We start from the raw sequence: 25388 nt of genomic DNA on the forward strand, positions 1-25388 counted from the left end.
ATGCCGTGTTAGCCATCGCCGACATCCACCGCCGCCTGACCGCGCTCGGCGCCAACGAGGCGCACGCGGGACGCGTGCTGCGGCACTGGGTCCAGGCCCGGCCGCTGACCGAGGGCCGGCGCCAGCTGGTGCACTACCTGCCGCTGGCGGTCCGCGACGCGCTGCCGGCGCTGATGGACGAACTGCACGGGCTGGCGACGCTTGTCGAGCGCCATCCGGGCGAGGACGGCTCCGCGCGACTGCTGGTGCGGCTGCAGGACGGCCAGACGGTCGAGAGCGTGCTGCTGCCGCGCGACGGCCTGTGCGTGTCGAGCCAGGTCGGCTGCGCCGTGGGTTGCCGCTTCTGCATGACCGGCAAGGACGGGCTGCTGCGGCAGGTCACCAGCGCCGAGATCGTCGCGCAGGTGGCGCTGGCGCGTCGCGAGCGGGCGGTGAAGAAGGTCGTGTTCATGGGCATGGGCGAGCCGTCCCACAACCTGGAGGCCGTCATGGAAGCGATCGAGCTGCTCGGGCTCGAGGGCAACATCGGCCACAAGCATCTGGTGTTCTCGACGGTCGGCGACCTGCGCGCGTTCGAGCGGCTCGCCTCAGGTCCCGTGAAGCCGGCACTGGCCCTGTCGCTGCACACGACCAAGCCCGACCTGCGCCGCGAGCTGCTGCCGCGAGCGCCGCGGCTCACGCCGCGCGAGCTGGTCGAGGCCGGCGAGCGCTACGCCCGCCAGACCGGCTATCCGATCCAGTACCAGTGGACGCTGCTGGCGGGCATCAACGACGGCGAGGACGAGCTCGACGGCATCGTCGACCTGCTCAAGGGCCGGTACGGCGTGCTGAACATGATCCCGTACAACAGCGTGCCCGAGCTGCCCTACGTGCGGCCCGACTGGGATAAGGCGCGCGACATCGCCCGCCGGCTGCATCAGCGCGGCGTGCTGACGAAGCTGCGCGACTCCGCCGGACAGGATGTGGACGGCGGCTGCGGGCAGTTGCGGGCGCGCAGCCTCGATGTCCAGCCGACGTCGATGCGCGAGGCCCGTCGGTCGATTCCCATCGCCTCGGCAAACTGAGCATCAGCGCGCCTCGACGCGCATCACATCAACGCGCCTCGCTCACAACGCATAAGCGACGCTCATCCACAGCTGCGGCATCCGCGCCTTCGGCGCCGACATCGACCTCCGATGCATCGCCGTGCCGAGGCGCCATCCCGCCGTGCCGTCTGCGCTCCAGGGCCCGTGCTGCCAGCGCAAGCCGACGCCCGCGCCGGCGAGCGTGCGACCTGGGGGCAAGACGCGCGCGCGGGCGCTCGTCTCCCACGGCGTGTGGCTGAACTTCACCCGCCCGGCATCGACGAACCCGAACGGCTCCAGGGCCTTCCACCGGTATCGCAGTTCCATCTGCGCCAGGAAGCCGTGGTCGCCCGAAGCTTCGCCCAGTGGCCACGCCCGCACGCCGTGCGCGCCGCCCAGCGGAAACTTCCTAGAGGCATCCAGGTTCTTGTCCGCAATCTGCCCGCTCCCACGCAGCAGCAGTCCCCACGCGGTCCACTGCTTGAGCCATGCCAGGTCGCTCGACAACAGCAGGTATTCACCCGCCGAGCGCGCGCTCGCGGCATCCGTCGCCACCGCCGCATCGCGCAGGCGCACGTCGCCGACCTCCATCCACACACCGCCCCAGGCAGCACTGCCCGGCGACGGAACCATCGCCGCCTGCAAGCCAGTCGTCACCGCCACCGCCCGTCGCGAATCGGTGAACGCCATCGCCTTGCGCGCGTTCGACGAGTTGGACGCGTTGGACGTGGCGGATGCCTTGGACGTTGCGGATGCCTTGGACGTATTGCGCGCGTGGTCCATGCGCCGCAACTCCACGCCGATCTGCCAGCTCAACCGCCCCGTCCGCGTCGTGGTCAGCGGCACGATCACCGCCGCCCCCACTGCGTCGACCTGCCCCTGCGCGCCGGACCGCGCGAACGCCCTGCCCAGCCCGTAGTGGTGATGGCTGGCCACCACCGCTCCTCGCATGCCACGCGAGCCGAGCGGGAACTGATAGGCCGCGATGCCGTCCCAGCCCTTGGCGCCCGGCCCCGCACCCGAGGTGATCGAGACACCCGACGGGCTCGACAACGCCCGCACCTGAGATCCTGTCGACAGCGACGCGGGTGATCCGGTCGGCGGCGACGAGGGCGTCGGGGTCTGACCGAGGACCGGCGCTACGCCCGTCAGACAGGCGAGGCCAACCGCCACGGACAGCGCGTGCCGCCGGGCACCGGGAGAACACACGGATCGCCGCGACAACCGTCCGGTCGCTGGCGCCCCTTCGATGAATGAACTGTGCATGCTGGAGAAATGCTCAATGAGAGACCCCCATTCTTCGAAGCGCGGGCGTTCTCACCAATCGCCGCGGATCACCAACGCGGCGTCACCACCAGCCTCATCGCGGCACCTCGACCCCGGAATGCATCAGGAACCGCGCGCCGGGTACGCCGACTGCTCCCGGGATGCTCCGCACAACGCCCATGCGCCCCTGCGCCTCCTTGCAACTCCGCCTTCTTGCGTCCCCCTGGCGCCCCCCGTGCGTCCCCCGAGCGTCCTTTGTCGCTCCTGTCATGCCGTGTCGCGGCGGGCTCCCTACAATTCCCCCGAGCCCCTTCCCGGGGCTGTTCTCATTTGTGCGCCATGCAGCTGTCCACGATCTCCCCCGGCAAACGCTTCACCCTGCCCCGCCCCACCGGCTCCGCCGACGCGCTGCTGCTCGCCCGCTTCGCGCGGCAGCAGCAGGCCGCCGGCCGGCTGACGCTGATCGTCACCGCCGAGCCCGGCGACACGCAGCGCCTGGAGGACGAGCTCAAGTTCTTCGCGCCCGAACTGCGCGTCGCCGTCTTCCCCGACTGGGAGACCCTGCCCTATGACAGCTTCAGCCCGCACCAGGACCTGATCTCCGAACGGCTGGCCACGCTGTGGCGGCTGCTGCAGGCCAACGGGAAGCCGGTCGCCGAGCGCGACCTCGACGTCGTGCTGCTGCCCGCGACCACCGCGCTGACGCGGCTGGCGCCGCCGTCCTTCCTGGCCGCGACGACCTTCAACTTCCGCCAGAAGCAGCGCCTGGACGAGGCCGGCCTGAAGCGCCAGCTGACGCTGGGCGGCTACCAGCACGTCAGCCAGGTCGTCTCGCCCGGCGAATACGCCGTGCGCGGCGGCCTGATCGACCTCTACCCGATGGGCTCGCTGGTGCCCTACCGTGTCGACCTGTTCGGCGACGAGGTGGACTCGATCCGCGTCTTCGACCCGGACTCGCAGCGCTCGCTGTACCCGGTGCCCGAGGTCCGTCTGCTGCCCGGGCGCGAGTTCCCGATGGACGAGGCCTCGCGCAAGGCCTTCCGTGCCCGCTGGCGCGAGAAGATGGACGGCGATCCGACGAAATCGCGCATCTACAAGGACATCGACACGGGCCTGGCCACCGGCGGCATCGAGTACTACCTCCCGCTGTTCTTCGACGAGGTCGCCAGCGTGTTCGACTACGTGCCCGCCGAGGCCGGACTCGTCCTGCACGGCGAGGTGGACGAGGCGCTGCAGCGCTACTGGACCGACACGCGGGAACGCCACCGCTTCCTGCAGCACGACCCGGACCGCCCGATCCTGGCGCCCGAGGAGATCTTCCTGCGGCCCGAGGAGTTCTTCACCGCGACGCACCGCCACGCGGTGCTGGCGGTGCGGGGCCACGAGGCCGTCGACTACGCACGCCCGCTGCCCGACGTCAGCGTCGAGCGCGGCGCGCAGGAGCCGCTCGCGCGCCTGGCCGCGCACCTGAAGTCCACCGACTTCCGCGTGCTGCTGCTCGCCGAAAGCGAAGGCCGCCGCGAGAGCCTGCTGGAGCTGCTGCGCGACAACAAGATCGATCCGCCGTCGGTGAAGGACCTCGCCGAATTCGAGGCGAACAAGGACGAGCGCTTCGCGATCACCGCCGCGCCGCTGGCGGCGGGCTTCTTCTGGTTCGAACCCGACGAAGGGGCGCCAGATCCAGCTCTTCACCGAGACCGAGCTCTTCGCGACCACGCCCACCACGCGCCGCCGCCGCAAGCAGGAGCAGGTCAGCGACGTCAACGCGCTGATCAAGGACCTGTCCGAGCTGAAGGTCGGCGATCCGGTGGTGCACACCAACCACGGCATCGGCCGGTACCTCGGCCTGATCAACATCGACCTCGGCGACGGCCCCAGCGAGTTCCTGCACCTGGAGTACGCGGACAAGGCCACGCTCTACGTGCCGGTCGCGCAGCTGCACCTGATCAGCCGCTACACCGGCGTCAGCGCCGAGGAGGCGCCGCTGCACCGCCTGGGCTCGGGCCAGTGGGACAAGGCCAAACGCAAGGCCGCCGAGCAGGTCCGCGACACCGCCGCGGAGCTGCTCAACCTCTACGCCCGCCGCGCCGCGCGCGAGGGCCATGCGTTCCGCTACTCGCCGCACGACTACGAGGCCTTCGCCGCGAGCTTCGGCTTCGAGGAAACGCCGACCAGCGCGCCGCGATCCACGCCGTCATCCAGGACATGATCAGCCCCAAGCCGATGGACCGGCTGGTGTGCGGCGATGTCGGCTTCGGCAAGACCGAGGTGGCGCTGCGCGCCGCCTTCGTCGCGGTGATGGGCGGCAAGCAGGTCGCGCTGCTGGCGCCGACGACGCTGCTGGCCGAGCAGCATTACCAGAACATCGCCGACCGCTTCGGCCGCTGGCCGGTCAAGGTCGCCGAGATGAGCCGCTTCCGCTCCGCCAAGGAGATCAAGGCGGCGATGGAGGGCCTGGCCGACGGCTCGATCGACATCGTCATCGGCACGCACAAGCTGCTGTCGGCGGAGGTGAAGTTCAAGCGCCTGGGACTGCTGGTCATCGACGAGGAGCACCGCTTCGGCGTGCGCCACAAGGAAGCGATGAAGGCGATGCGCGCCGAGGTCGACGTGCTGACGCTGACCGCCACGCCGATCCCGCGCACGCTGGGCATGGCGCTGGAGGGCCTGCGCGACCTGAGCGTCATCGCCACCGCGCCGCAGCGGCGTCTGGCGATCAAGACCTTCGTGCGCAGCGAGACCAGCGGCACGATCCGCGAGGCCATCCTGCGCGAACTCAAGCGCGGCGGGCAGGTCTACTTCCTGCACAACGAGGTCGAGACGATCGAGAACCGCCGCATGAAGCTCGAGGAGCTGCTGCCGGAGGCGCGCATCGTCGTCGCGCACGGCCAGATGCCCGAGCGCGAGCTGGAACGCGTGATGCGCGAGTTCGTCGGCGGCAAGCACAACGTGCTGCTGTGCTCGACCATCATCGAGACCGGCATCGACGTGCCCAGCGCCAACACCATCGTCATCAGCCGCGCCGACAAGTTCGGCCTGGCACAGCTGCACCAGCTGCGCGGGCGCGTCGGGCGTTCGCACCACCAGGCCTATGCCTACCTGATGGTCCCGGACGTCGAGGGCCTGACCAAGCAGGCGGCGCAGCGGCTGGAGGCGATCCAGGCGATGGAAGAGCTCGGCTCGGGCTTCTACCTCGCCATGCACGACCTGGAGATCCGCGGCGCCGGCGAGGTGCTGGGCGAGCACCAGAGCGGCAACATGATGGAGATCGGTTTCCAGCTCTACAACGAGATGCTGTCGGAGGCCGTGCGCTCGCTCAAGGCCGGCCGCGAGCCGGACCTGCTCAGCCCGCTGTCGGCGACCACCGAGATCAACCTGCATGCGCCCGCGCTGCTGCCGGACGCCTACTGCGGCGACGTGCACCAGCGGCTGTCCTTGTACAAGCGGCTCGCGACCGCGGACCGCGCCGAGCAGATCGACGCGATGCTCGAGGAGATCACCGACCGCTTCGGCAAGCTGCCGGCGCAGGGACAGACCTTGTTCGACACGCACCGTCTGCGCGTGCTGGCCAAGCCCTACGGCGTGATGAAGATCGACGCGCGCCCAGCGTCATCAACATCAACTTCCGGCCCAACCCGCCGATCGATCCGATGCGGGTGATCGAGCTCGTGCAGAAGAACCGCAACATCAAGCTGGTGGGCAACGAAGAAGCTGCGCATCGACAAGGCGCTGACCGATCCGAAGGACCGCGCGCAGGCCGTGCGCGAGGTGCTGCGGCTGCTCGGCGCGCCGGTGGCGCAGGCCTGATCGCAGGTCTGCTTTGCAAGGGTGAAACGGCGGCTCCGGCCGCCGTTTTCAATGGCAATCCGGAGAAGTGACTGACCCTCACTTGAATTGCTGGAAGACGATCTGCAGGTCCACCAGTTCGAGTCAATGACCGCAGAGGAACCGCTTCCTAGACTGACGGCTTCTCAACTTCTGGGGATGCCGATGCATCAACACACGCCACTGTTACCCCTGATCGAAGCAAGCCGTCGGATCGATGCAGTCGAATCGATCGATGTCATGGCCGCCCGCCAAGCACAGGAAGACGCGGAAGACGCGGAAGAGGCGGCCTGGGATGCCGCACGCGAAGCCGAGTTCGCTGCCAAGGAGAGGGGATGCGCCTACGCGATGACTTGCTTCAGGTGCCGGCACCTGCCGCCGGACGACCGGCTGACCGATCCGGATTCGCTCATCCGCGCGATCTCCGAAAGCAAGCGCATCTCTCGCCTTATCCTGCATGCGCGCGAGGGCTGCGAGACCTGCCCGTACCTGCCGGAGAACTACGGTAAGCCGGTGCGGGCCCGGGTTCTCGGGCTGGACGACTGGGAGGACGATGCTGAAGTCGACAGGATCCGTCGCGCGCGCTTCGACGCCTGGGAGGCGCAACATGGATCGCGTTGAACCGCTCTACATGCTCGACACGAACATCATGAGCTACCTGATGGAGCGTCCCGGATCGGAACGGCTGGCTCACTGCCAGAAGCGCCTCGATTCACTCACCGGACGTGTCGCCATCAGCGTCATCGTGCAAGCCGAGATCTTCGCCGGGCTTGAGAAGAAGAACTCCAACCGCAAGGAGCTGCGCTTGCGGGAGCTGATGCGAGAGATCCGGGTCGAGTATCCGATCGAGGACTCTGGTTTTCCGACCTCTACGCTTGCATCAGGTCCGCCAGCGAGCAGCGCGGCCAACGCATCGAACAGTGCGACGCAGCCATCGCCGCGCACGCGATGGCGCTGGGCGCAACCTTGATCAGCAAGGACAAGGGCCTGGCGCGTGTGGAGGGCCTGAAGCTGGAGTCCTGGGATGTTCCTGGCATCAGTGACCGGCAGCACGCTCCTCGCGTCTCGGAGCCGGCCGCCGCATACCTCTCGCGCTTGAGCGATACCCGCTTCGGTTGGGCCGAAACGCCGACATTCTGGATGACCGGCACTCGCGGAGCGACCTACGTCGGCGCGCATGCGCGCTGAGGCTTGCCTCGGCGAGTGCGCTAAGCTCCCGCCCGTCCCCGCCGACTGATCCAAGTGATCATCGGCGGGGACCTTCCGCATTCAAGGTCCCGCGCGCCGGGCCCCATCTTCCAGGCCCGTTTCCAGGCCCGCTGCAGGTTCCGATCGCATGACCACCACGCCGTCCCCGTCGTCCACCTTCTCCCCGCTCGTCCTGCAGGGCTTCACGCCGCCGCTGGCGCTGCGCGACTTCAAGCTCGCCGCCTTCGACATGGATTCGACGCTGATCTCGATCGAGTGCATCGACGAGATCGCCGCCGCCGCGGGCCGCAAGGCCGAGGTCGCCGCGATCACCGAGGCCGCCATGCGCGGCGAGATCACCGACTTCAAGGACAGCCTGCGCCGCCGCCTCGCGCTGCTGAAGGGCGTCGGCGAGGACGCGCTGGCACAGGTGCTGCGCGAGCGGCTCAGCTTCAACCCCGGCGCGCGCGAACTCTGCGCCGCGCTGAAGGCGGCCGGCCTGAAGCTGGTGCTGGTCTCCGGCGGCTTCACCTACTTCACCCGCTTCGTCGCCGCCGAGCTGGGCATGGACTTCGTCCGCAGCAACGAGCTGGAGATCGTCGACGGCCGGCTGACCGGCGCCCTCGTGATGCAGGACTGGGGCGACATCTGCGACGGCGAGGAGAAGCGCCGCATGATGCTGGCCTGCGCCGGGCACATCGGCGCGACCTCCGCGCAGTGCGTCGCCGTCGGCGACGGCGCCAACGACCTGCCGATGATGGGCGCCGCCGGGCTCTCGGTCGCCTATCACGCCAAGCCCAAGGTCCGCGAGCAGGCCATGGTCGCGATCAACGACGGCGGCCTCGACCGGTTGCTGACAGTGTTGCGCTGAGGTTCTTGCCGACCGGCGTCGAGCCTGCGATGCTCCCGGCAAACAGGGAGCAGCGATGCGAGAACAGCACGCGACAAGGACGGACGAGCAGGCCGACATCGATCACCTGCAGCGCGACGTGCTGGAAGCCGTCGCGCTCGGCCGCCCGCTGGCGGCGGTGATGGACCTGCTGTGCCGCGCCGTGGAGGCGCTGGCACCGGAGGTGATCTGCTCCGTGCTGGCGGTGGACGAGGACGGTCGCGTGCACCCGCTGGCCGCCCCCCAGCCTGCCGACCACCTTCAGCGGCGCGCTGGAAGGCTTCATGATCGGTCCGCAGGCCGGCTCCTGCGGCACCGCCGCCTGGCGCCGCCAGCCGGTCGAGGTCACCGACATCGCCAACGACCCGCTGTGGGCCGACTTCCGCGAGCTCGCGCTGCCGCACGGGCTGCATGCCTGCTGGTCCACCCCCATCCTGCTGGGCGCCGACCAGGTCGTCGCCACCTTCGCGCTGTACTACCGCGAACCGCGCGGCGCGGCGCCCTTCCACCGCCGCATGGTGCAGGCCTGCACGCAGCTGTGCCAGATCGCGTTCATGCACGACCGACACCAGCGCGAGATCGAGCGCCTGGCCTACTTCGACGGCGTCACCGGCCTGCCCAACCGTACCCTGCTGGCCGACCGCGCCCGGCAGACGCTGATGCAGGCCTCGCGCACCGAGGCGCCGGCCGCGCTGCTGCTGCTCGACATCGACCGCTTCAAGACCGTCAACGATTCGCTGGGCCATGCCGTCGGCGACCAGGTGCTGAAACACATCTCCGAGCGGCTGCTGGGCGCGCTGCGCGACAGCGACACCCTGGCGCGCCTGGGCGGCGACGAGTTCGTCGCGCTGCTGCCGGGCTGCTCGGCGGACGACGCGATGCATGTGGCCGGCAAGCTGCGCGCGGTGCTCGAGGCCCCGATCCCGCTCGCCGGCAGTCATGCGCGCGTGCAGATGACGGCCAGCATCGGCGTCTGCGCCTATCCGCGGGACGGGCTCGACCTCGACCAGCTGCTGAAGAACGCCGACATCGCGATGTACGAAGCCAAACGCGCCGGCCGTGACTGCGCGGCGCTTCTTCCTGCACGCGATGAACCAGGCGCTGGACGAGCGGCTCGACATCGAGGCCGCGCTGCGTCACGCGCTGTCCCACCAGCTGCTGCAGCTGCACTTCCAACCCAAGGTCCGGTTGACCGACCGCGCGCTGGTGGGCGTCGAAGCGCTGCTGCGCTGGCACGACGCCGAACGCGGCTGGGTGTCGCCGGACCGCTTCATCCCGGTCGCCGAGGAGAGCGGCCTGATCAATGCGCTGGACGCCTGGGTGCTCGCGCAAGCCTGCGCGCAGCTGGCACGCTGGCGAGCCGAGGGGATCGCCGTGCCGGGCGTGTCGGTCAACGTCTCGCCGCAGCGTTTCCATCAGGACGACGTCGCCGCCCATGCGCGGGCGCTGCTCGCGAAGCACGGACTGGCGGCGAGCGATCTGACGCTGGAGGTCACCGAGCGGTTGATGCTCGACGACACCAGCCGCCCCCCGCGAGCAACTGCAGCAGTTGCACGAGATGGGCGTCGGCGTGTCCGTCGACGACTTCGGCACCGGTTATTCAAGCCTGAGCTACCTGAAGCGCCTGCCGGTGACCGAGCTGAAGCTCGACAAGAGTTTCGTGCGAGACCTGGAGCAGGACGCTGACGATCGCGCGTTGTCGAGCGCGGTGATCGGCATCGGGCGTTCGCTCGGACTGACCGTGGTCGCGGAAGGCGTGGAGACCGAGGGGCAGCGCGCCGTCCTCGTCGCGATGGGCTGCGACGCGGCGCAGGGCTGGCTGTTCGGCAGACCGATGGCAGCGGAGGCGCTGGCCGGCTGGATCGCCGCCCAGGGGTGAGATCCGGGCCCGGCGCAGGCCTCGCTCAGCCGGCCGCGTGCACGGCCTTGGGCGTGACGACGATGCCGTCCTCGTCGGCGTAGAGCCAATCGCCTGGACGGATCCAGACGCCCTCGATCTGGACGGGCAGGTCCGCGAGGCCCTGCTCGCGGCGCTCGGTCGGCATCGGCACATGGCCTAGCGCGAAGATGCCGACGGCCGCCGCGCGCAGCTCCTCGAGGTCGCGCACCGCGCCATGGACCAGCACGCCGGCCCAGCCGTTCTTCGCCGCGCTGACGGCGAGGTTGCCGCCCAGCAGCGACCGCCGCAATGAACCGCCGCCGTCGACCACGAGCACGCGTCCGGCGCCGAAGCTCTCGACGGCCGCCTTGACTTGCGAGTTGTCGTCCAGGCATCTCACCGTGGCCACCGGGCCCGCGAAGCGCGGATGGCCGCCGTAGCTGCGATACAGGCTGCCCGGCAGCCAGCGCGTGTCGCCGCTGGTGTCGGCCTTCAGCGAGTCGCAGAGATCGCAGGTCGAGAAACGGATCGCGGCGCGGGTCGCGGCGCTGGGACTGGTCATCGGGTCACTCCTCCGGGTCGTTCAGGATCTCGATGCGTTGGCCGTTGAACTCGACCACCTGGCCGGCGCGGATCTTGGCGGTCTTGCGCAGATCGACCTGACCGTCGACGCGCACCTGGCCCTCGGAGATGAAGTGCCGGGCCTCGCCGCCGCTGCTGGCCAGCGAGGTGGCCTTGAGCAGCTTGTCGAGTTCGATGTATTCGCCGCGCAGGGCGAAGGGGATGGCGGAAGCAGTCATGGCGTGATTTTCCGTCATCCGGCCTTCCGCTTCAGCGCCGCCTCGCGGATGCTGCTGAGCGTCGCGCGGCTGGTGGAGATCTCGACCGGCAGCTTCAGGTGGATCAGCGTCGGGACCTGCGCCGAGAGGGCCTGCCGCAGCGCGGGCTCGACGTCCTCGGTGCGGGCCGCGCTGAACGCGAGCCAGCCGTAGGCGCGGGCGAGCGCGGCGAAGTCCGGGTTGTGCAGGTCGCTGCCGCTGACGCGGCCGGGATACTCGCGCTCCTGGTGCATGCGGATCGTGCCGTAGCTGCCGTTGTCGACCACGAGACAGATCAATCGCCGCGCGCCATGGGCCATCGCGGTGGACATCTCCTGGCCGGTCATCAGGAAGTCGCCGTCGCCGGCAATGTTGACGACCCAGCGCTCGCGCTGCAGCAGCGCCGCCGCGACGGCGGCCGGGAAGCCGTAGCCCATCGCGCCGCTGGTCGGCGCCAGCTGCGTGCGGCCGCCCTGATGCAGCGCCGTGTAGCGATGGAAGCGATGCAGCCAGCCGCTGTAGTTGCCCGCGCCGTTCGTGAAGATGGTCTCCGCGGGCAGCAGCCGGTCCAGCAGATGCATGACCTCGGCCAGGTCCATCGGGCCGACCGGCAGCGCCTGCTGGTTGCGCTGGTAGTCGGCATGCGCGTCGCGCGACCACTGCAACCACGGCAGCTCTTCGACGTCGGCGGGCGGGCGCAGCTGCTGCAGCGCCAGCGCGGCGCCGCTCATGCTGGCCTGGATCATCTGGTCGGCCGCGTAGACGCGGCCCAGTTCCTCCGCCCCGGCATGGATGTGCACCAGTTGCTGGGCAGGCCGCGGTGCCTTCAGCAGCGTGTAGCCGCCGGTGGTCATCTCGCCCAGGCGCGGGCCGATGGCGATGATGAGGTCCGCCTCGCCGATGCGTTTGGCGAGCGCCGGATTGATGCCGATGCCGACGTCGCCCGCGTACAGCGGATCGCGGTTGTCGTAGAGGTCCTGGAAGCGGAACGCGCAGCCGACCGGCAGCTGCCAGGCGTGCGCGAAGTCCTGCAGCGCGGCGCAGGCCTCGGCGGTCCAGCCGCCGCCGCCGGCGATGACGAACGGCCGCTGCGCGCCTTCGAGCCGCGCCTGCAGTTCGACCAGGTCCGCCGGTGCCGGCCACGCGACGGCGGGCTTGGCGCGGGGAAGCACCGGCGCGTCGGTGAGCTGCGTGAGCATGTCCTCGGGCAGCACGAGGACGACCGGACCGGGGCGTCCCTGCATGGCGGTGTGGAAGGCCCGCGCGACGTATTCCGGCAGGCGATGCGGGTCCTGCACCTCGCCGACCCATTTCGCCATGCCCAGCGTGCCCGGGCCGAACATCTGGCGGTAGTCGACTTCCTGGAAGGCTTCGCGATCGCGCTGATCGGAGGCCACCTGCCCGATGAACAGGATCATCGGCGTCGAGTCCTGGAAGGCCGTGTGCAGCCCGATGCTGGCGTTGGTGGCGCCGGGTCCGCGGGTCACGAAGCACACGCCGGGCGACCGGTCAGCTTGCCCTGGGCATCGGCCATGAAGGCCGCACCGCCCTCCTGCCGGCAGCCGATGAAGCGGATGCGCTCGCGGTGCTCATGGAAGCCGTCGAGGACCGCGAGGTAGCTCTCGCCTGGAACTCCGAAGACCTCCGTGATCCCTTGCTCGATCAGGGCCTCGACGAGGACGTGCCCGGCGGGGCGGCTGACGGTGCGGTGCTGATCCATGACGGACGACTGTAGCGAGCGGCCCCGCCATTGCAAGCGGGTGGGATGTCCCCTGTTGCGGCGCGGATGCGGGTTGCGAAATCCAGGGCTTCGGGGTCAAGTGTTGCCCGGGCTATTTCCTGGGTTCGAACACGCGTTCCAGCGCGTTGGCGAAGCTGTCCGCGACCGTGGTGAAGACCGTGTCGGGCAAGGGCTCCCGCTTCGGCGATGCCGCCCGCAGGATGGCGATCAGCAGCACCGTCGGGACAGAGAACAGCGCGAGCATGACGCCGGCAAAACCGTGCAAGGAATCATCGCCAAGCCTCGGCGAGACGCACTCCACCACGCGCGAGATCGTAGCGGTCACCTCCGACAGGGGCTCGCAATTGAAGGGCCAGATGGCCATCCATTTGAGAATGACCAGGACGCCCACCAGATAGAGGGCACACGCCACGGTCAGCCCTCCGTAGGTGCCCGCCCGCTTGATCTTGAAGTCCAGCAGTTCATCAATGAAGTCAGTGGATTCCTCGCCCGGTGGGGGATCGAATGGAACATCGATCGGCGGCACGGTGGTCAACATGGGACGAGGCTGTTCGTTCATTGCAGCTTCCCACGATAGAACTGCCGGAGCCGGTCATCAGGAATCACCGCCTGCTTCGCCTCACGGGTCTGCTCCCAAGCGCCTCCGCGCTCATGCCCCAGTGCCGAGAGCTGATCAGCGCTGAGGTGCCCATAGCGATCCATCACCTGATCAAGCACGTCCCAGAAGGCCTCGTCCTCAAATGCGGGCATCAGCGTGACGTAAGCGTTCCGTCCTTCGTCGACCGTCTTGAGAAACGCCGTGATCGGTCGACCCTGTTGCGGGCGAAGTCGATGGAATAGCGAATCGAACACCGGGCCGTACCGCCATGCCTCTGGCCGCTCTTCCACCACCGGTGCATCGTGAAGCGCCAAGCTCCACGCGTGAGTGAAGAAGACCAACTTCTGCAGCTTCAAGTGATTGACGAAGATCCTGCGCTGCTTGGCGCGGTGAAGCACGGCATTTGCAACGATCGCGGGGGAATACGGCATGGTCGGGAACCTCCAGAGCCAATGACTCTAGATCCGCTGCATGCCGATGCAAACGAAGGTCGCCGCACTGTTGCGTCCGCGACGCGATGCAAGTTTCAGGACCTACCTCGATCGCTAGACAGACCTCGAATGACCACTCATCCCAGTCATCCGGCACCCCGCAATGACTTCCCCCTGAGGGGTGTCAGCGCTTCCCTTGCCGCACCAGGCTGGCCGCACCGATACCGAGCAGCAGCGCGAACGACGCGCCGAAGAACACCGCGTTGTTCCAGTGCCGGTCCATCAGCGCGCCGAAGATCGGCGCCGCGACGGCGAAGCCGGTGTCCAGGCCGGAGTACACCGTGCCGTACACGCGCCCCGTCGCTCCGGGGGGCGCCGCGCGCTTGATCAGCATGTCGCGCGACGGGCCTGCGAGGCCCGTGCCGAAGCCTGCCGTCGCCGCCGCAATCAACGCTGCCGTCGCCGGCAGCCAGCCCGTCGCCGTCAACGCCAGCAGCGCCGCGGCGACGAACATCGCGCCGGCGATGTTGCGCTCCAGGTTCTGCGACTTCGCCACCAGGAAGCCGCCGACGATCATCCCCGCCGCGCCGGCCAGCATGTAGCCGGTCACGACGAACGCGGTGCTCGCCAGGCTCACGCCGTACATCGCCGACAGCGCCGGCGACGCGAAGCTCTGGATCGCGCTCAGCGCGGAGGTCGTGAAGAAGAAGAACGAGAAGCACAGCCACACCGACGGCAGCTTCAGGAAGGCCATCGGATGCTCGTCGACGGGCGCCTTGGCCGCGCCGGCCTTCTCATGGCCCCACGAGCCCTGCGTGTCGTCGATCGCGTCGCGCTTGAAGACCAGCAGCGCGATCACGAACAGCGCCCACGCCGCCGTCGCCACGTAGCCCAGACGCCACTGGCCGGTCGCCTCGTGCATCGAGATCAGCAGCACCGGCGCCACGGCCCAGCCGAGGTTGCCCGTGATGCCGTGCACCGAGAACGCATGCCCCAGCCGCTGCTGCGACACCCGCTTGTTCAGGATCGTGAAGTCCACCGGGTGGAAGGGCGAGTTGCCCAGCCCCGCCAGCGCAGCGGCCAGCGCCAGCCCGACGAAGCTCTGGGCCGTGCCCGCCGCCAGCGACGCCAGCACGAAACAGCCCAGCGCCGCGAACAGCACCGGGCGCGCCCCCGTCCTGTCGACCAGGAAGCCCGACAGCGCCTGCCCCACGCCCGAGATCACGAAGAAGATCGTCACCAGCAGGCCGAGTTCGGAATAACTCAGCCCGAACTCCCGCATGAACACCGGGAACAGCGGCGGCAGCAGCATGTGGAAGAAGTGCGAGGTGCCGTGGGCCAGACCGATCAGGCTGATGGTCTGGATGTCTCGTTGCCTGCTCTGTGCGGCGCTCTGTTCGGGGCTCGGCGACAGGCCGGCCGCGTCGGCGGTGGTGGTGGCGGTGTTCATGAACGGAATGGTGACAGGGCCTTTACGTCGGAATTACGATAGCCGGACAAGTTCTGTCGAGTTTCCGCCATGGATCATCCGACCCCTCCTTCGCACCTTCCTTCGGCCTCTCCTTCGGCCTCTCCTTCAACCGCTCGTCCGACGCCGCACCCCACCCCGACCCTCACCCGTCGCACCAGCCTGCCGCCGCTCGATCCGCGCCCGCTATGCGCCCAGCGCCGTGCGCCCGGTGCGGGCCAAGTCGCGCAGCCTGGACGGGTTCATGGACATCCAGGCCCACCACCACACCTGGGGCCAGTTCGTCTTCTCGGTGACCGGCGTCGTGCGCGTCAGCACCGACCGCGCCACCTTCCTGGTCCCGCCCTCGCGCGGCGTCTGGATCCCCGCCGGCGTGGTCCATGCGGTGACCGCCGTCGAGCGCTGCGAGCTGCGCACGCTCTACCTGCTGGATCCGCCCGACGACGGCGAGATCTGGGCCGAGAACCGCGTCCTCGAGGTCTCCCCGCTGCTGCGGGAGCTGGCGGTGCAGCTCGCGCGGGACGAGATCGAGCCCGCTGGAACCGTGGCCGAGGTCGTGGCCGATCGCGAGGGCTGGATCGGCAAGCTGATCCTCGACGAGATCCGCCGCGCGCCCAGCCTGCAGCTCGGCGTCGCGCTGCCGACCGACAAGCGCCTGCGCCGCCTCTGCGAGGCCGTGCTGGCCGAGCCGATGCGCCATGCCAGCCTGGACGACTGGGCGGCGGAAGTCGGCGCGAGCGCGCGCACCGTCTCCCGCCTCTTCCGCCAGGAGCTGGGCAGCAGCTACGCGCAATGGCGCCAGCAGGCGCTGCTGGCCGAGGCGCTGCGGCTGGCGGCGCATCGCAAGCCGATGCAGGTCATCGCCGCGGAGCTCGGCTACGCCAGCGCCAGCGCCTTCACCGCGATGGTCACAAGGACGGTCGGCATGCCGCCGAGCCGGTTTTTCGGCCAGACCTAGAATTCCTCCCCTATGGAACAGGTTCTCTACGACTTCGCCCGCCAGGACGCGGACGGCGCCACCTGCACCGCCCATGCGTGGGCCAAGGTGCCGGCACCGTTGACGCCCAGCCAGCGCTCGCAACTCAAGGCGCGTGCCGCCGAACTGCTCAAGGCCAAGGGGGCGGTGCTCGTCGCCCACTACTACGTCGACGGCGACCTGCAGGACCTTGCGCAGGAAAGCGGCGGCATCGTGTCCGATTCGCTGGAGATGGCGCGCTTCGGCCGCGACCACGCGGCGCAGACGCTGGTGGTCGCCGGCGTGAAGTTCATGGGCGAAAGCGCCAAGATCCTCAGCCCCGAGAAGCGCGTGCTGATGCCCGACCTGGACGCGACCTGCTCGCTGGACCTGGGCTGCCCAGCCGAGGACTTCGCCGCCTTCTGCGACGCGCATCCCGACCGCACCGTCGTCGTCTACGCCAACACTAGCGCCGCGGTGAAGGCGCGCGCGGACTGGATGGTCACCAGCTCCTGTGCGCTGGAGATCGTCAGCGAACTCAAGGCCCGCGGCGAGAAGATCCTGTGGGCGCCCGACCGCCACCTCGGCCGCTACATCCAGGAGCAGACCGGCGCCGACATGCTGATGTGGAACGGGGCCTGCATCGTCCACGACGAGTTCAAGGGCCTGGAACTGGAGCTGCTGCGCGAGCAGCACCCCGACGCGATGATCCTGGTCCACCCGGAGTCGCCGGCCTCGGTGGTCGCGCAGGCGGACGTCGTGGGATCGACCTCCGCGCTGATCAAGGCCGTGGTCGAGGGCACGGCGCGCGAATACGTCGTCGCCACCGACAACGGCATCCTGCATGCGATGCGGCAGATGGCGCCGGGCAAGGTCCTGATCGAGGCGCCGACGGCGGGCAACAGCGCGACCTGCAAGAGCTGCGCGCACTGCCCCTGGATGGCGATGAACGGCCTGCAGGGCCTGGTCGATTGCCTGGAGCGCGGCACCGGCGAGATCTTCGTCGAAGAGACGATCCGGGTCGAAGCGAAGTCGTGCATCGACCGCATGCTGGACTTCACCGCGAAGCTCAAGGCGAAGAAGGCGGCGGAAGCGGGCGCGATGGTGCCGGGCATCGGCGCGGCCTGATCGCACTTCGGCGGCCGCTGGCCCTCACGCCTGCCCTCTCCCGCAAGCGGGAGGAGGCGTCTCGTGAGGGCGTCGCTGAGTGCGCCCCGCGTGAACGAGTGTCACCGGGGGCTTTCCATCTGCGCGGGGGGCGGCCTATGCTGTGGCCATCCCAGTTGCCCACGGCAGGACGTGCTCATGGACTTCACCTCGCTCTACAACCATCACGAACGCGAAGTGTTTGCCGCGGTGATGGAGAACGCTCCGCAGTTCCCCGAGATCCACCGTGAAGCCGAATTGCTGGCCGACGTGGCCTGCGTCGCGCTGAACCGGCTGCCTCCGCGCTACATCCGCCATGCGGTGGACTACTCGTTCTACCTGACCGAGCAGGAGCGGCTGGACGTGGATGCCGCGATCAAGGAAGCGGTCAGCTACGCCTTCAACTTCGTGCAAGCGCGCAGCGTGCTGCGCACGAAGCAGCGATAGATCAGCGCGTATTGCCGTTGCGCACCAGCACCGTCGGCAAGCTCGCCGGCAGCGTGCGCGGGTAGTCGCGGCTGTAGTGCAGCCCGCGGCTTTCGTGCCGCAGCAGCGCCGAACGCACGATGAGTTCCGCGCAATCGACCAGGTTGCGCAACTCCAGCAGGTCGCGGCTGACGCGGAAGTTGGCGTAGTAGTCGTCGATCTCCGCGCGCAGCAGGTCGATGCGATGCAGGGCGCGCTCCAGGCGCTTGGTCGTGCGCACGATGCCGACGTAGTTCCACATCAGCGAACGCAGCTCGTCCCAGTTGTGGGCGATGACGACCTGTTCGTCCGCGTCCTCGACCTGGCTTTCGTCCCAGGCCGGCAGCGGCGCCGGAGGGAGCACCTCCTGCGCCAGGATGTCGGACGCGCAGCCCTGGCCGAGCACGACGCATTCCAGCAGCGAGTTGCTCGCCAGCCGGTTGGCGCCGTGCAGGCCGGTGTGGGCGGTCTCGCCGACCGCGTAGAGGCCGGGCAGGTCGGCGCGGCCCTGCAGGTCGGACACCACGCCGCCGCAGGTGAAGTGCACCGCCGGCACCACCGGGATCGGCTGGCGCGCGATGTCGATGCCCAGCGCGAGGCAACGCGCATGGACGGTCGGGAAGTGTTCCTTCAGGAAGTCCTCGCCGAGGTGCGTGGCGTCGAGCCACACGTGGTCGAGGCCGTGCTTCTTCATCTCGAAGTCGATCGCGCGGGCGACCACGTCGCGCGGTGCGAGTTCGAGCCGCTCATCGTGCGCGGCCATGAAGCGCGTCCCGTCCGGCAGCTTCAGGTGGCCGCCCTCCCCGCGCAGCGCCTCGGTGATCAGGAAGCTGCGTTCCTGCGGGTGGTACAGGCAGGTCGGGTGGAACTGGATGAACTCCATGTTGGCGATGCGGCAGCCCGCGCGCCACGCCATCGCGATGCCGTCGCCGGTGGAGGTGTCCGGATTGGTCGTGTAGCGGTAGACCTTGCCGGCGCCGCCGGTGGCCATCACCACGGCGCGCGCCGCGATCGCGTCGACGCGCTGGGCGTCCATGTCGAGCGCGTAGATGCCGTAGCAGCGGGACGGCTCGTCGCGCTGCACATGCCGCGAGGTGATCAGGTCCAGCGCCATCCAGCGCTGGCGCAGCTCGATGTTGGGATGGGCCTGCGCCTTGGCCAGCAGCGCGTCGTGGATGGCCTTGCCGGTGGCGTCCGCGGCGTGGGCGATGCGGCGCACCGCGTGGCCGCCCTCGCGGGTCAGGTGCAGCCCGAGCGGCCCCTGCTCATCGAGCGTGAAGGGCACGCCCTGCTCGACCAGCCAGCCGACGGCATCGGCGCTGCGTTCGGCGATGTAGCGGGCGGTGGCCTCGTCGACCAGACCGGCGCCGGCTTCCTGCGTGTCGCGGACGTGGCTCTCGATGCTGTCGTCCGAGCCGAGCACCCCGACGATCCCGCCCTGCGCCCAGGCGGTGGCGGCCTCGTTGAGTTCGCGCTTGGCCAGCACGATCACCGGCACGCGGTCGGCGAGGTGAAGCGCCACGGTCAATCCGGCCAGGCCGGCACCCACGATCACCACCGGCGCCAGCGCGGCGTCGGTCCGAACAGCTGCTGTCATCGTCATCGCCCGGTCATCGGGGCGTCATCGCTTGGGAGTGGGGATTCTGAGCATCGGACCGTGGCGCGCCCCCGCCGCGCCGAAGCAGCGAGGGCGGCAGGCGCTCGTGCTTGTTCCAGTTCGCGCGGAAGGCCTGCACGCTGCCGTAGCCGCAGGTGGCCGCGATGTTCTCCAGCGACAGCCGTGAACTGGTCATCAGCCGGCGAGCCAGGTCCATGCGCAGCGCGATCTGGTACTGCTTGATGCTGACGCCGGTCTCGGCGAGGAACAGCCGGGCCAGATGGCGTTCGCTCAGGCCGGCCTGAGCGGCCAGTTCGTCGATCGTGACGCGACCACCCAGTTGTGTCGCGATCGCATCCTGGACCGCATGGATGCGCTGGTTGCCGTGGGCGCGGTAACGCGTCGCGGCGGACAGTTCGGGGTCGGCGCCGAAGCGGCGGAAGTTCACCACGTTCTCGCGCGCGACCTGGATGGCGACGTCCTCGCCGAAGGCCTGCGCCACCAGGTGCAGCGCCAGGTCGATGCCGGAGGTGACCCCGGCGGACGTGAGCAGGTCCCCGTCCTCGACGAACACGCGGTTCTCGAGCACCGTCGTCTTCGGACTGGCCGCGCGCAGTCGGGCGATGAAGCGGTGATGCGTGGTGCACAGGCGGCCGTCGAGCAGGCCGGCATCGGCCAGCAGGAAGGTGCCGGTGCAGACGCCGCAGATCCGCAGCCCGTCCGGCCGGTCGCGGCCCAGTTGCGCCAGCCAGTCCACGGCCTTGCGCCAGGCCGACGAGCGCATCAGCGCCGGCGTCAGCTTGCTGCCGACGATGAACAGCACCGAGTCCGGCGGCAGGGTGTGCGGCAGCGGGCGGATGTCGGTCAGCGTCAGCGGCTGGAAGGCGCCGACCGAGACCTCCGGCCCGATGCAACGCACATCGACCGTGCCGGCGCCGATCTCGCCGATCGAATGGATGACTTGCAGCGGGCCCGCCAGGTCCAGCACATGCGCCGACGGGATCATCAGGAAGTGGACGCTCTTCATCGCCGAAAAAGTTCCTCAGGACTTATCCCCTCCCATCATGTCTGGTTTCTTGCCGTTCTGAGCGCGTTTGTTGCCGCGTCGGCCGCGGAGGCGTCGCTAATCTGCCCCTCCCGATCAATCGCGAAGGAGACCGCCCGTGAAGTCAGAGCCATCGTTCATTGCCCGTTACGACTGGATCGATCGGATCGACGATCGACTCGCCGGGCAGCTTGTCGAACTCGTCAACAGCACCGTGGCCGACGGCGGCATGCTGGGCTTCGAGCGGGCGCTGACGCCGCATCAGGAAGTCCAGTTTGTTGCCGCCCTGCGCGTGGGCATCGCCTCGGGCCGGACCCACCTGTTGATGGGACGCGTCGACGCGCGACCGGCCTTCATGGCGCTGCTGCATCTCAACGGCATGGCCACCTGCCGTCACCGCGCGGAACTGGCCAAGGGCGTGGTGCACCCGGACTTCCGCGGCCTGCGCTTCGTGCAGCTCGCGCTGCGCGAGATCACGCGCCGCGCCGAACAGCTGGACGTCGAGCAGCTGGTGCTCGACGTGCGCGAGAACACCCGCGCCCACCACCTCTGGCAGTTCTTCGGCTTCGAGACCTATGGCGTCCTGGAGGACTACGCCCGCGTCGGCGACGCGGTCCATCGGGGCCATTTCATGGCGCAGGCGGTTCAGGCATTGCGCCGTCGCGTCGATGCCCCCGCCGCCCTTTGATCCCGCACAGGAGTCCCCCATGCCGCAATCCAAGGCCGCCTTCAAGGAACAGCTGCGATCGCTGCTGCACAGCCATCTGACGATGGCGCATCCCCTGTTCGACCGCCTGATGAATCCTGACGGGAAGGACATCGTGCTGCTGCGCCAGGTGGCGCTGCAGGGCTATCAGCTGACGAAGCACTTCCTGGGCTACGTCGAGCACCTGTTCTTCCACTGCCCGCTGCCGACGTTCAAGCGCGCGCTGCTGATCAACCTGTACGAGGAGGAAACCGGCCGGCTCTCCAGGACCGACAACCACGTGGTGCTGATGCAGAACTTCCTCCGTGCGCTGGGCATCGGCGATGAGGAGCGCGACGCCGCGCGTCCGCTGCCCGCGACGCAGGACCTGATCGACTACCGGCTGTACGCGGTGCGAGGCCGCGGCAGCTATCACATCGCCGCCGCCGCCGTGATGATCGCCAGCGAAGGCCAGAACCTGGAGCTCAAGGCCGGCGAAGCGCGCCACGAACTGCTGGGCAAGGTTTACGGATTGACGGAGGAGGACCTGTTGTTCTTCTCCGTCCACCAGGCCGAGGATGTCGGCCATGTCGAACAGGGCTTGAACCTGGTCGCCGAGCTGTGCGACACCGACCGGCTGCAGCAGGAAGCGCTGCACGCGGTCGATCACACCTGCCGCCTGTTCTACACGATGTACGACGGCATGTACCGCGCCTACTGCCTTCCGGCCACGCGCCGCGGCATCCCGGGGCTGGTCGCATGAAGCCGGCAACGCCTTCCCGGCCGCTGGTCTACGCCCTCGTGGCGGTGGGCTTCCTGGTGATGTTCTTCTCCACCAGCATCAAGAGCCTCTACCAGGTCTACTTCGCCGACCTGGCGACCCACTTCGGGCGCGGCCGTTCCGACTTCGCCTGGTCGGGCGCCGTGTTCATGCTGGTCACCGGGCTGGCATCGCCGCTGGTGGGGTGGCTGAGCGATCGCCACGGGCCGTTGCGCACCGTGGTGATCGGCTGTCTGGCCGCCGGTGTCGCGCTCGCGGGCACCAGTCTGTTCGACCGGTCGATCCCGGTCTTCGTCCTCGGCTACGGGCTGTTCGCGGCCTTCGGCCTGGCGGCCATGACCTACGTGCCGATGGGCGTGCTGGTCGATCGCCTCTTCGAGCAGAAGAAATCCGGCCTGGCCTTCGCGGTGGTCACCAACGGCACCTCGATCAGCTTCATCGTGCTGTCGCCGTTCTGGCTGTGGCTGGCGCCGAAGGCGACGTGGAGACCACCTTCCTGCTGACGGGCGCCTTCCTCGCGCTGCCGCTCGCCGGTCTGGCGTGGTTCGCCGCGGCGAAGTCGAAGTCGGCCGGCCTGGATGCCGCCAACGCCGCTTCCGAAGCGGACGAGCCGACGGTGACGGCGAAGGCGCCCCCCACCCCGCGCCTGGTCCCTGCTGCGGCGCGACAGCGGCTTCCATGCCCTGGCGATCGGCTTCATGGGCTGCGGCGCGAGCATGGCCTTCATCGATGTCCATCTGGTCGCGTTCTGGCAGGACCATTCGACGCCGCGCGCGCTGATGGGCGTCAGCCTGAGCCTGCTCGGCGTGCTGGAGCTGATCAGCGGCTTGCTGACCGGCTGGCTGGCGATGCGGCTGCCCAAGCGCACGCTGCTGGGCGCGTTCTACGTGCTGCGGTCCTGCGCCGTGCTGCTCCTGCTCGGAGCGTCGGAAGACCTTCGCACGCTGGGCTTCGCCGTCGTGTTCGGCGCGACCTACCTGGGCACGGTGGTGCTGACGTCGATGTTCTGCCTGGCGCGCTACGGTCCGGCGATCAAGGGACGGGCCTTCGGCTACCTGTTCCTGGCGCACCAGTTCGGCGGCTTCGCTTCGGTGCAGCTGGGCGCGCTCAGCCACGACCTGTGGGGCAGCTACCAGCCCTACATCGTCGGGTTGGCAGGCCTGACGGCACTGGGCGGTGTGACGAGCTGGCTGTTCCTGCGCGATCCGGACGTCGACACCGCCCCGCCTCCGGGACTGCAAGCCCGGCCCTCCGCCTGACACGTCGCCGCCCGTCGGCCACGGCCCCACCGACACGCCTTCGAGAGGAAGCTGCCTTGGATCACCAATCCTTCACCAACGCCGTCCGCACCGGCCAGTTCCAGGACCTCAGCGACGCGCACTGCGAGCCGGTCGCCATCACCTCGGCCTATGTCTTCGCCTCGGCGGCGGACGCGGCGCGCAAGTTCAGCGGCGTGGCCGCGGGCAACGTGTACTCGCGCTTCTCCAACCCGACCGTTCAGGCGCTCGAGCGACGCATCGCGGCGATGGAGCGCGCGGAGGCGGCGGTCGCCTTCTCGTCGGGCATGGCGGCGATCGTGGCCATGGCGCAGGCGTGGGTGGCGACCGGCAGGAACATCGTCTGTTCCCGCGATGTCTTCGGCACGACCCTCATGGCCTTCCGCCATCACTTCGGCAGACTGGGCGTCGACGTGCGCGTCGTCGACCTGACCGACCTGGCGCAATGGGACGCCGCGATCGACGATCGCACCGCCTTCGCGTTCATGGAGACGCCGTCCAACCCGCTGCAGAACGTGGGAGACATCGAGGCCGTCTCCCTGCTCGCCCATGCGCGCGGCGCGCTGCTGGCGGTGGACAACTCGCTGCTCACGCCGTACCAGCAGAATCCCTTGCGGCTGGGCGCCGACATCGTCATCCATTCCGCGGGCAAGTACATGGACGGTCACGGCCGCGTGGTGGCGGGTGTCGCGGTCGGCGCCGAGCGGCTGATGGCCGACCTGCGCGGCGTGCTGCGCGTGACCGGCGCCTCGTTGGGCGCGATGGACGCGTGGCTGCTGCTCAAGAGCCTGGAGACCTTGCATCTGCGCATGGCGGCGATCTCCGCCAACGCGATGCAGCTGGCGCGCTGGCTGAAGGCGTCCCCGAAAGTCGCCGCCGTGGTCTACACCGGCCTGGCGACACACCCGCAGCATGCGCTGGCGGCGACGCAGCAGTCGGGCTTCGGCGGCGTGGTGGGTTTCCGCGTCCCGGGGGGCCGCGAGGGCGCGTGGTCGGTGGTGGACGCGCTGCGGCTGATCTCCATCGCCACCAGCATCGGGGACACGCGCAGCATGATCACCCATCCCGCCTCGACCACGCACGGCAGGCTGTCGGCGGCGGAGCGCCGGCAGTCCGGTATCGGCGAGGATCTGCTGCGGTTGTCGGTCGGCCTGGAAAACGTGTCCGACCTGATGTCGGACCTGGATCTCGCGATGGCCGGGCTGCCCGATCACGAACCGGCCGGTGGGACGCTGCAAGGTGTCGCGGCGCTGGGCTGAACGGTCATCATGGACACCGCCCTGCACGCGCTGTTGACCGCGCTCTTCATGCTTGGCGTCGGCGCGCCCTTCCTCATCTCGGCCTGCCGCCCGCTGCCGCGATCGGCGCGGGCGCTGCGCGTGGGCCTGGGCGTGCTGGTCATGGGGGCGTCGCTGGCGTCGGACCCCTTGTCCGTCGCGCTGCTGCACGTCGACGGCCTGATGGCCATGGCCGGCTGCGGCCCCTGAGCGGCGCCATCCCCGCGATGGCCCCTTCGACGCGATAGTCGCGAGCGCCGCGCGCCTCAGAACAGCGGCTTCTCGCCGGCCAGCACGCGCAGGTCGTCGAGCAGCTGCAGCTGCTCATGCGCCTTGTCGTAGAAGCCGTCGGCGCCGTGCTTCTCGCACAGCGAGCGGTAGAAGTCGGGGTCGCGGCTGCTGAGCACCCACAGCTTGCCGGTGTAGCCGCCGGCGCGTGCGCGCCGCAGCACATGCATGCCGGAGCCGACCTGCAGGTTCAGGTCGAGCAGCACCACATCGGGTCTGAGCACCGAGATCGCCTGCACGGCGTCTTCCTCGCTGTCCCGCGTAGCCCACCACTTCCACGAAATCGAGTCCCTCGAACAATCGCAGGAACTGCTCGCGAACAAACTCGGAATCCTCGACGAGCAAGACGCGCATGCCCTTCCCTTCCTCTCACTGAATCGTTCGTCACATTTTGGCGCGGCACCGATTCACGCGCGGCCGTCAGGGGCGTCGACTTCGCAACGGAGCGTAAACCGGCGCCTGTGGCGTGCGCTCTTCGCGCCGGCTTCAGGGGCGCTCAGACGACCGCAGCGATCGCTGTGCAGACGCCGCCCAGACCGGCGGCGGAAGCGAGGAAGGTGACGTCTCGCCGCTCACTGCCGCCCTTCCACGCCATCAGCGCGACCAAGGCCAGGGTGCCGGTGAACAACAGACCGGCGATGACGGGAGTAGTGAGGAAGTCCAAGGCAGTTCGAAGTGGGGTCAACAGAGGCCTCAGTGTGGGCG

Annotated in this window: 29 protein-coding genes and 4 pseudogenes; 21 read left to right on the forward strand and 12 right to left on the reverse strand. The window is 69.1% G+C overall.

From position 1 onward, the window contains the following. Positions 1-5: 5 nt before the first annotated feature. Positions 6-1064, forward strand: a complete 1059-nt coding sequence (locus tag ACFJIX_RS29915) for an RNA methyltransferase (RefSeq protein ID WP_377156541.1) — start codon at positions 6-8, stop codon at positions 1062-1064. Positions 1065-1106: 42 nt separating this feature from the next. On the opposite strand, the gene ACFJIX_RS29920 is transcribed toward ACFJIX_RS29915, so the two are convergent. Beyond that, the gene (locus ACFJIX_RS29920; protein ID WP_377156543.1) at positions 1107-2126 is read right to left on the reverse strand and encodes a ShlB/FhaC/HecB family hemolysin secretion/activation protein; all 1020 of its coding nucleotides are present in this window, start codon (positions 2124-2126) and stop codon (positions 1107-1109) included. Positions 2127-2669: 543 nt separating this feature from the next. Here ACFJIX_RS29920 and ACFJIX_RS29925 point away from each other — a divergent pair. From ACFJIX_RS29925 to serB, 8 genes and pseudogenes are all read left to right on the forward strand, one after another. Beyond that, positions 2670-3920 (forward strand): annotated as a pseudogene (locus tag ACFJIX_RS29925) (transcription-repair coupling factor); the annotation flags it as partial. Positions 3921-4140: 220 nt separating this feature from the next. After that, positions 4141-4539: a CarD family transcriptional regulator gene (locus ACFJIX_RS29930; RefSeq protein ID WP_377162051.1), complete on the forward strand. Its 399-nt coding sequence runs from the start codon at positions 4141-4143 to the stop codon at positions 4537-4539. Next, a pseudogene (locus ACFJIX_RS29935) lies at positions 4506-5990 on the forward strand (TRCF domain-containing protein); the annotation flags it as partial. The gene ACFJIX_RS29930 and the pseudogene ACFJIX_RS29935, both read left to right, overlap by 34 nt. After that, complete coding sequence (locus ACFJIX_RS29940) at positions 5981-6208, forward strand: hypothetical protein (RefSeq protein WP_377156545.1); 228 nt, start codon at positions 5981-5983, stop codon at positions 6206-6208. The pseudogene ACFJIX_RS29935 and the gene ACFJIX_RS29940, both read left to right, overlap by 10 nt. 16 nt (positions 6209-6224) lie before the next feature. Continuing rightward, on the forward strand, positions 6225-6776 hold the full coding sequence (locus tag ACFJIX_RS29945; protein WP_377156547.1) for a hypothetical protein: 552 nt from the start codon (positions 6225-6227) through the stop codon (positions 6774-6776). Next, entirely contained in the window at positions 6763-7125 is a 363-nt protein-coding gene (locus ACFJIX_RS29950) for a type II toxin-antitoxin system VapC family toxin (RefSeq protein ID WP_377156548.1), read from the forward strand. Before ACFJIX_RS29945 ends, ACFJIX_RS29950 begins: the two co-directional genes overlap by 14 nt. Then, on the forward strand, positions 7104-7343 hold the full coding sequence (locus ACFJIX_RS29955) for a hypothetical protein (protein WP_377156550.1): 240 nt from the start codon (positions 7104-7106) through the stop codon (positions 7341-7343). Before ACFJIX_RS29950 ends, ACFJIX_RS29955 begins: the two co-directional genes overlap by 22 nt. Before the next feature lie 148 nt (positions 7344-7491). After that, entirely contained in the window at positions 7492-8214 is a 723-nt protein-coding gene (gene serB, locus ACFJIX_RS29960) for a phosphoserine phosphatase SerB (RefSeq protein ID WP_377156552.1), read from the forward strand. Here serB and ACFJIX_RS29965 read toward each other — a convergent pair. Continuing rightward, the gene (locus ACFJIX_RS29965) at positions 8171-8518 is read right to left on the reverse strand and encodes a hypothetical protein (RefSeq protein ID WP_377156554.1); all 348 of its coding nucleotides are present in this window, start codon (positions 8516-8518) and stop codon (positions 8171-8173) included. The genes serB and ACFJIX_RS29965 overlap by 44 nt on opposite strands. Between ACFJIX_RS29965 and ACFJIX_RS29970 the strand changes: the two are divergent. From ACFJIX_RS29970 to ACFJIX_RS29980, 3 genes and pseudogenes are all read left to right on the forward strand, one after another. After that, positions 8517-9239: pseudogene (locus ACFJIX_RS29970) on the forward strand (diguanylate cyclase domain-containing protein); the annotation flags it as partial. The gene ACFJIX_RS29965 and the pseudogene ACFJIX_RS29970 overlap by 2 nt on opposite strands. Before the next feature lie 82 nt (positions 9240-9321). Further along, the gene (locus ACFJIX_RS29975) at positions 9322-9918 is read left to right on the forward strand and encodes an EAL domain-containing protein (RefSeq protein ID WP_377162053.1); all 597 of its coding nucleotides are present in this window, start codon (positions 9322-9324) and stop codon (positions 9916-9918) included. Then, positions 9803-10111 (forward strand): EAL domain-containing protein, encoded by a 309-nt coding sequence (locus tag ACFJIX_RS29980; RefSeq protein WP_377156556.1) that lies wholly within the window; start codon positions 9803-9805, stop codon positions 10109-10111. The genes ACFJIX_RS29975 and ACFJIX_RS29980 overlap by 116 nt, the downstream gene beginning before the upstream one ends. A 25-nt stretch (positions 10112-10136) precedes the next feature. Here the strand turns inward: ACFJIX_RS29980 and rraA are convergent, their stop codons facing one another. From rraA to ACFJIX_RS30010, 6 genes and pseudogenes are all read right to left on the reverse strand, one after another. Continuing rightward, positions 10137-10673, reverse strand: a complete 537-nt coding sequence (gene rraA, locus ACFJIX_RS29985) for a ribonuclease E activity regulator RraA (RefSeq protein WP_377156557.1) — start codon at positions 10671-10673, stop codon at positions 10137-10139. A gap of 4 nt (positions 10674-10677) precedes the next feature. Continuing rightward, the gene (locus tag ACFJIX_RS29990; protein WP_377156560.1) at positions 10678-10911 is read right to left on the reverse strand and encodes an RNA-binding S4 domain-containing protein; all 234 of its coding nucleotides are present in this window, start codon (positions 10909-10911) and stop codon (positions 10678-10680) included. A gap of 14 nt (positions 10912-10925) precedes the next feature. Further along, positions 10926-12649: pseudogene (locus ACFJIX_RS29995) on the reverse strand (thiamine pyrophosphate-binding protein). Between the two features lie 112 nt (positions 12650-12761). Then, positions 12762-13208, reverse strand: coding sequence for a hypothetical protein (locus ACFJIX_RS30000; RefSeq protein WP_377156561.1), 447 nt, complete (start codon positions 13206-13208; stop codon positions 12762-12764). Between the two features lie 17 nt (positions 13209-13225). Beyond that, a complete protein-coding gene (locus ACFJIX_RS30005) occupies positions 13226-13699 on the reverse strand; it encodes a Panacea domain-containing protein (protein ID WP_377156562.1) in 474 nt (157 codons plus the stop codon). A gap of 184 nt (positions 13700-13883) precedes the next feature. After that, positions 13884-15149: an MFS transporter gene (locus tag ACFJIX_RS30010; protein WP_377156564.1), complete on the reverse strand. Its 1266-nt coding sequence runs from the start codon at positions 15147-15149 to the stop codon at positions 13884-13886. A gap of 229 nt (positions 15150-15378) precedes the next feature. Here ACFJIX_RS30010 and ACFJIX_RS30015 point away from each other — a divergent pair, with 229 nt between their 5' ends. The 3 genes from ACFJIX_RS30015 to ACFJIX_RS30025 all read left to right on the forward strand — a co-directional run bounded on the left by ACFJIX_RS30015 (position 15379) and on the right by ACFJIX_RS30025 (position 17715). After that, positions 15379-16125 (forward strand): AraC family transcriptional regulator, encoded by a 747-nt coding sequence (locus ACFJIX_RS30015; protein ID WP_377156566.1) that lies wholly within the window; start codon positions 15379-15381, stop codon positions 16123-16125. A gap of 12 nt (positions 16126-16137) precedes the next feature. Continuing rightward, a complete protein-coding gene (gene nadA / locus ACFJIX_RS30020) occupies positions 16138-17250 on the forward strand; it encodes a quinolinate synthase NadA (protein WP_377156567.1) in 1113 nt (370 codons plus the stop codon). A 177-nt stretch (positions 17251-17427) separates the two neighbouring features. Then, positions 17428-17715 (forward strand): late competence development ComFB family protein, encoded by a 288-nt coding sequence (locus ACFJIX_RS30025; protein ID WP_377156568.1) that lies wholly within the window; start codon positions 17428-17430, stop codon positions 17713-17715. Between the two features lies 1 nt (position 17716). Here the strand turns inward: ACFJIX_RS30025 and nadB are convergent, their stop codons facing one another. Next, a complete protein-coding gene (gene nadB, locus ACFJIX_RS30030; protein WP_377156570.1) occupies positions 17717-19336 on the reverse strand; it encodes an L-aspartate oxidase in 1620 nt (539 codons plus the stop codon). Positions 19337-19343: 7 nt separating this feature from the next. After that, entirely contained in the window at positions 19344-20357 is a 1014-nt protein-coding gene (locus ACFJIX_RS30035; RefSeq protein ID WP_377156571.1) for a GlxA family transcriptional regulator, read from the reverse strand. Between the two features lie 136 nt (positions 20358-20493). Between ACFJIX_RS30035 and ACFJIX_RS30040 the strand changes: the two genes are divergently transcribed. The 6 genes from ACFJIX_RS30040 (at position 20494) to ACFJIX_RS30065 (ending at position 24605) form a co-directional block, all read left to right on the forward strand. Further along, the gene (locus tag ACFJIX_RS30040; RefSeq protein ID WP_377156572.1) at positions 20494-21063 is read left to right on the forward strand and encodes a GNAT family N-acetyltransferase; all 570 of its coding nucleotides are present in this window, start codon (positions 20494-20496) and stop codon (positions 21061-21063) included. A gap of 19 nt (positions 21064-21082) precedes the next feature. Next, positions 21083-21823, forward strand: coding sequence for a TenA family transcriptional regulator (locus tag ACFJIX_RS30045; RefSeq protein ID WP_377156573.1), 741 nt, complete (start codon positions 21083-21085; stop codon positions 21821-21823). Beyond that, a complete protein-coding gene (locus ACFJIX_RS30050) occupies positions 21820-22344 on the forward strand; it encodes an MFS transporter (protein WP_377156574.1) in 525 nt (174 codons plus the stop codon). Before ACFJIX_RS30045 ends, ACFJIX_RS30050 begins: the two co-directional genes overlap by 4 nt. Positions 22345-22530: 186 nt before the next feature. Continuing rightward, positions 22531-23100, forward strand: coding sequence for an MFS transporter (locus ACFJIX_RS30055; RefSeq protein ID WP_377162056.1), 570 nt, complete (start codon positions 22531-22533; stop codon positions 23098-23100). A gap of 56 nt (positions 23101-23156) precedes the next feature. After that, positions 23157-24377 (forward strand): aminotransferase class V-fold PLP-dependent enzyme, encoded by a 1221-nt coding sequence (locus ACFJIX_RS30060; protein WP_377156575.1) that lies wholly within the window; start codon positions 23157-23159, stop codon positions 24375-24377. Positions 24378-24386: 9 nt separating this feature from the next. Then, positions 24387-24605 carry a hypothetical protein gene (locus tag ACFJIX_RS30065; protein WP_377156576.1) on the forward strand — a complete coding sequence of 73 codons (219 nt, stop codon included), beginning with the start codon at positions 24387-24389 and terminating at the stop codon, positions 24603-24605. A gap of 56 nt (positions 24606-24661) precedes the next feature. Here ACFJIX_RS30065 and ACFJIX_RS30070 read toward each other — a convergent pair whose 3' ends face one another. Next, entirely contained in the window at positions 24662-25006 is a 345-nt protein-coding gene (locus ACFJIX_RS30070) for a response regulator (protein ID WP_377156578.1), read from the reverse strand. 173 nt (positions 25007-25179) lie between these two features. After that, on the reverse strand, positions 25180-25347 hold the full coding sequence (locus tag ACFJIX_RS30075; RefSeq protein WP_377156579.1) for a hypothetical protein: 168 nt from the start codon (positions 25345-25347) through the stop codon (positions 25180-25182). Between the last annotated feature and the right edge of the window lie 41 nt (positions 25348-25388).

Source organism: Roseateles sp. UC29_93 (genome assembly GCF_042695725.1).
Lineage (GTDB): Bacteria > Pseudomonadota > Gammaproteobacteria > Burkholderiales > Burkholderiaceae_C > Roseateles > Roseateles noduli_A.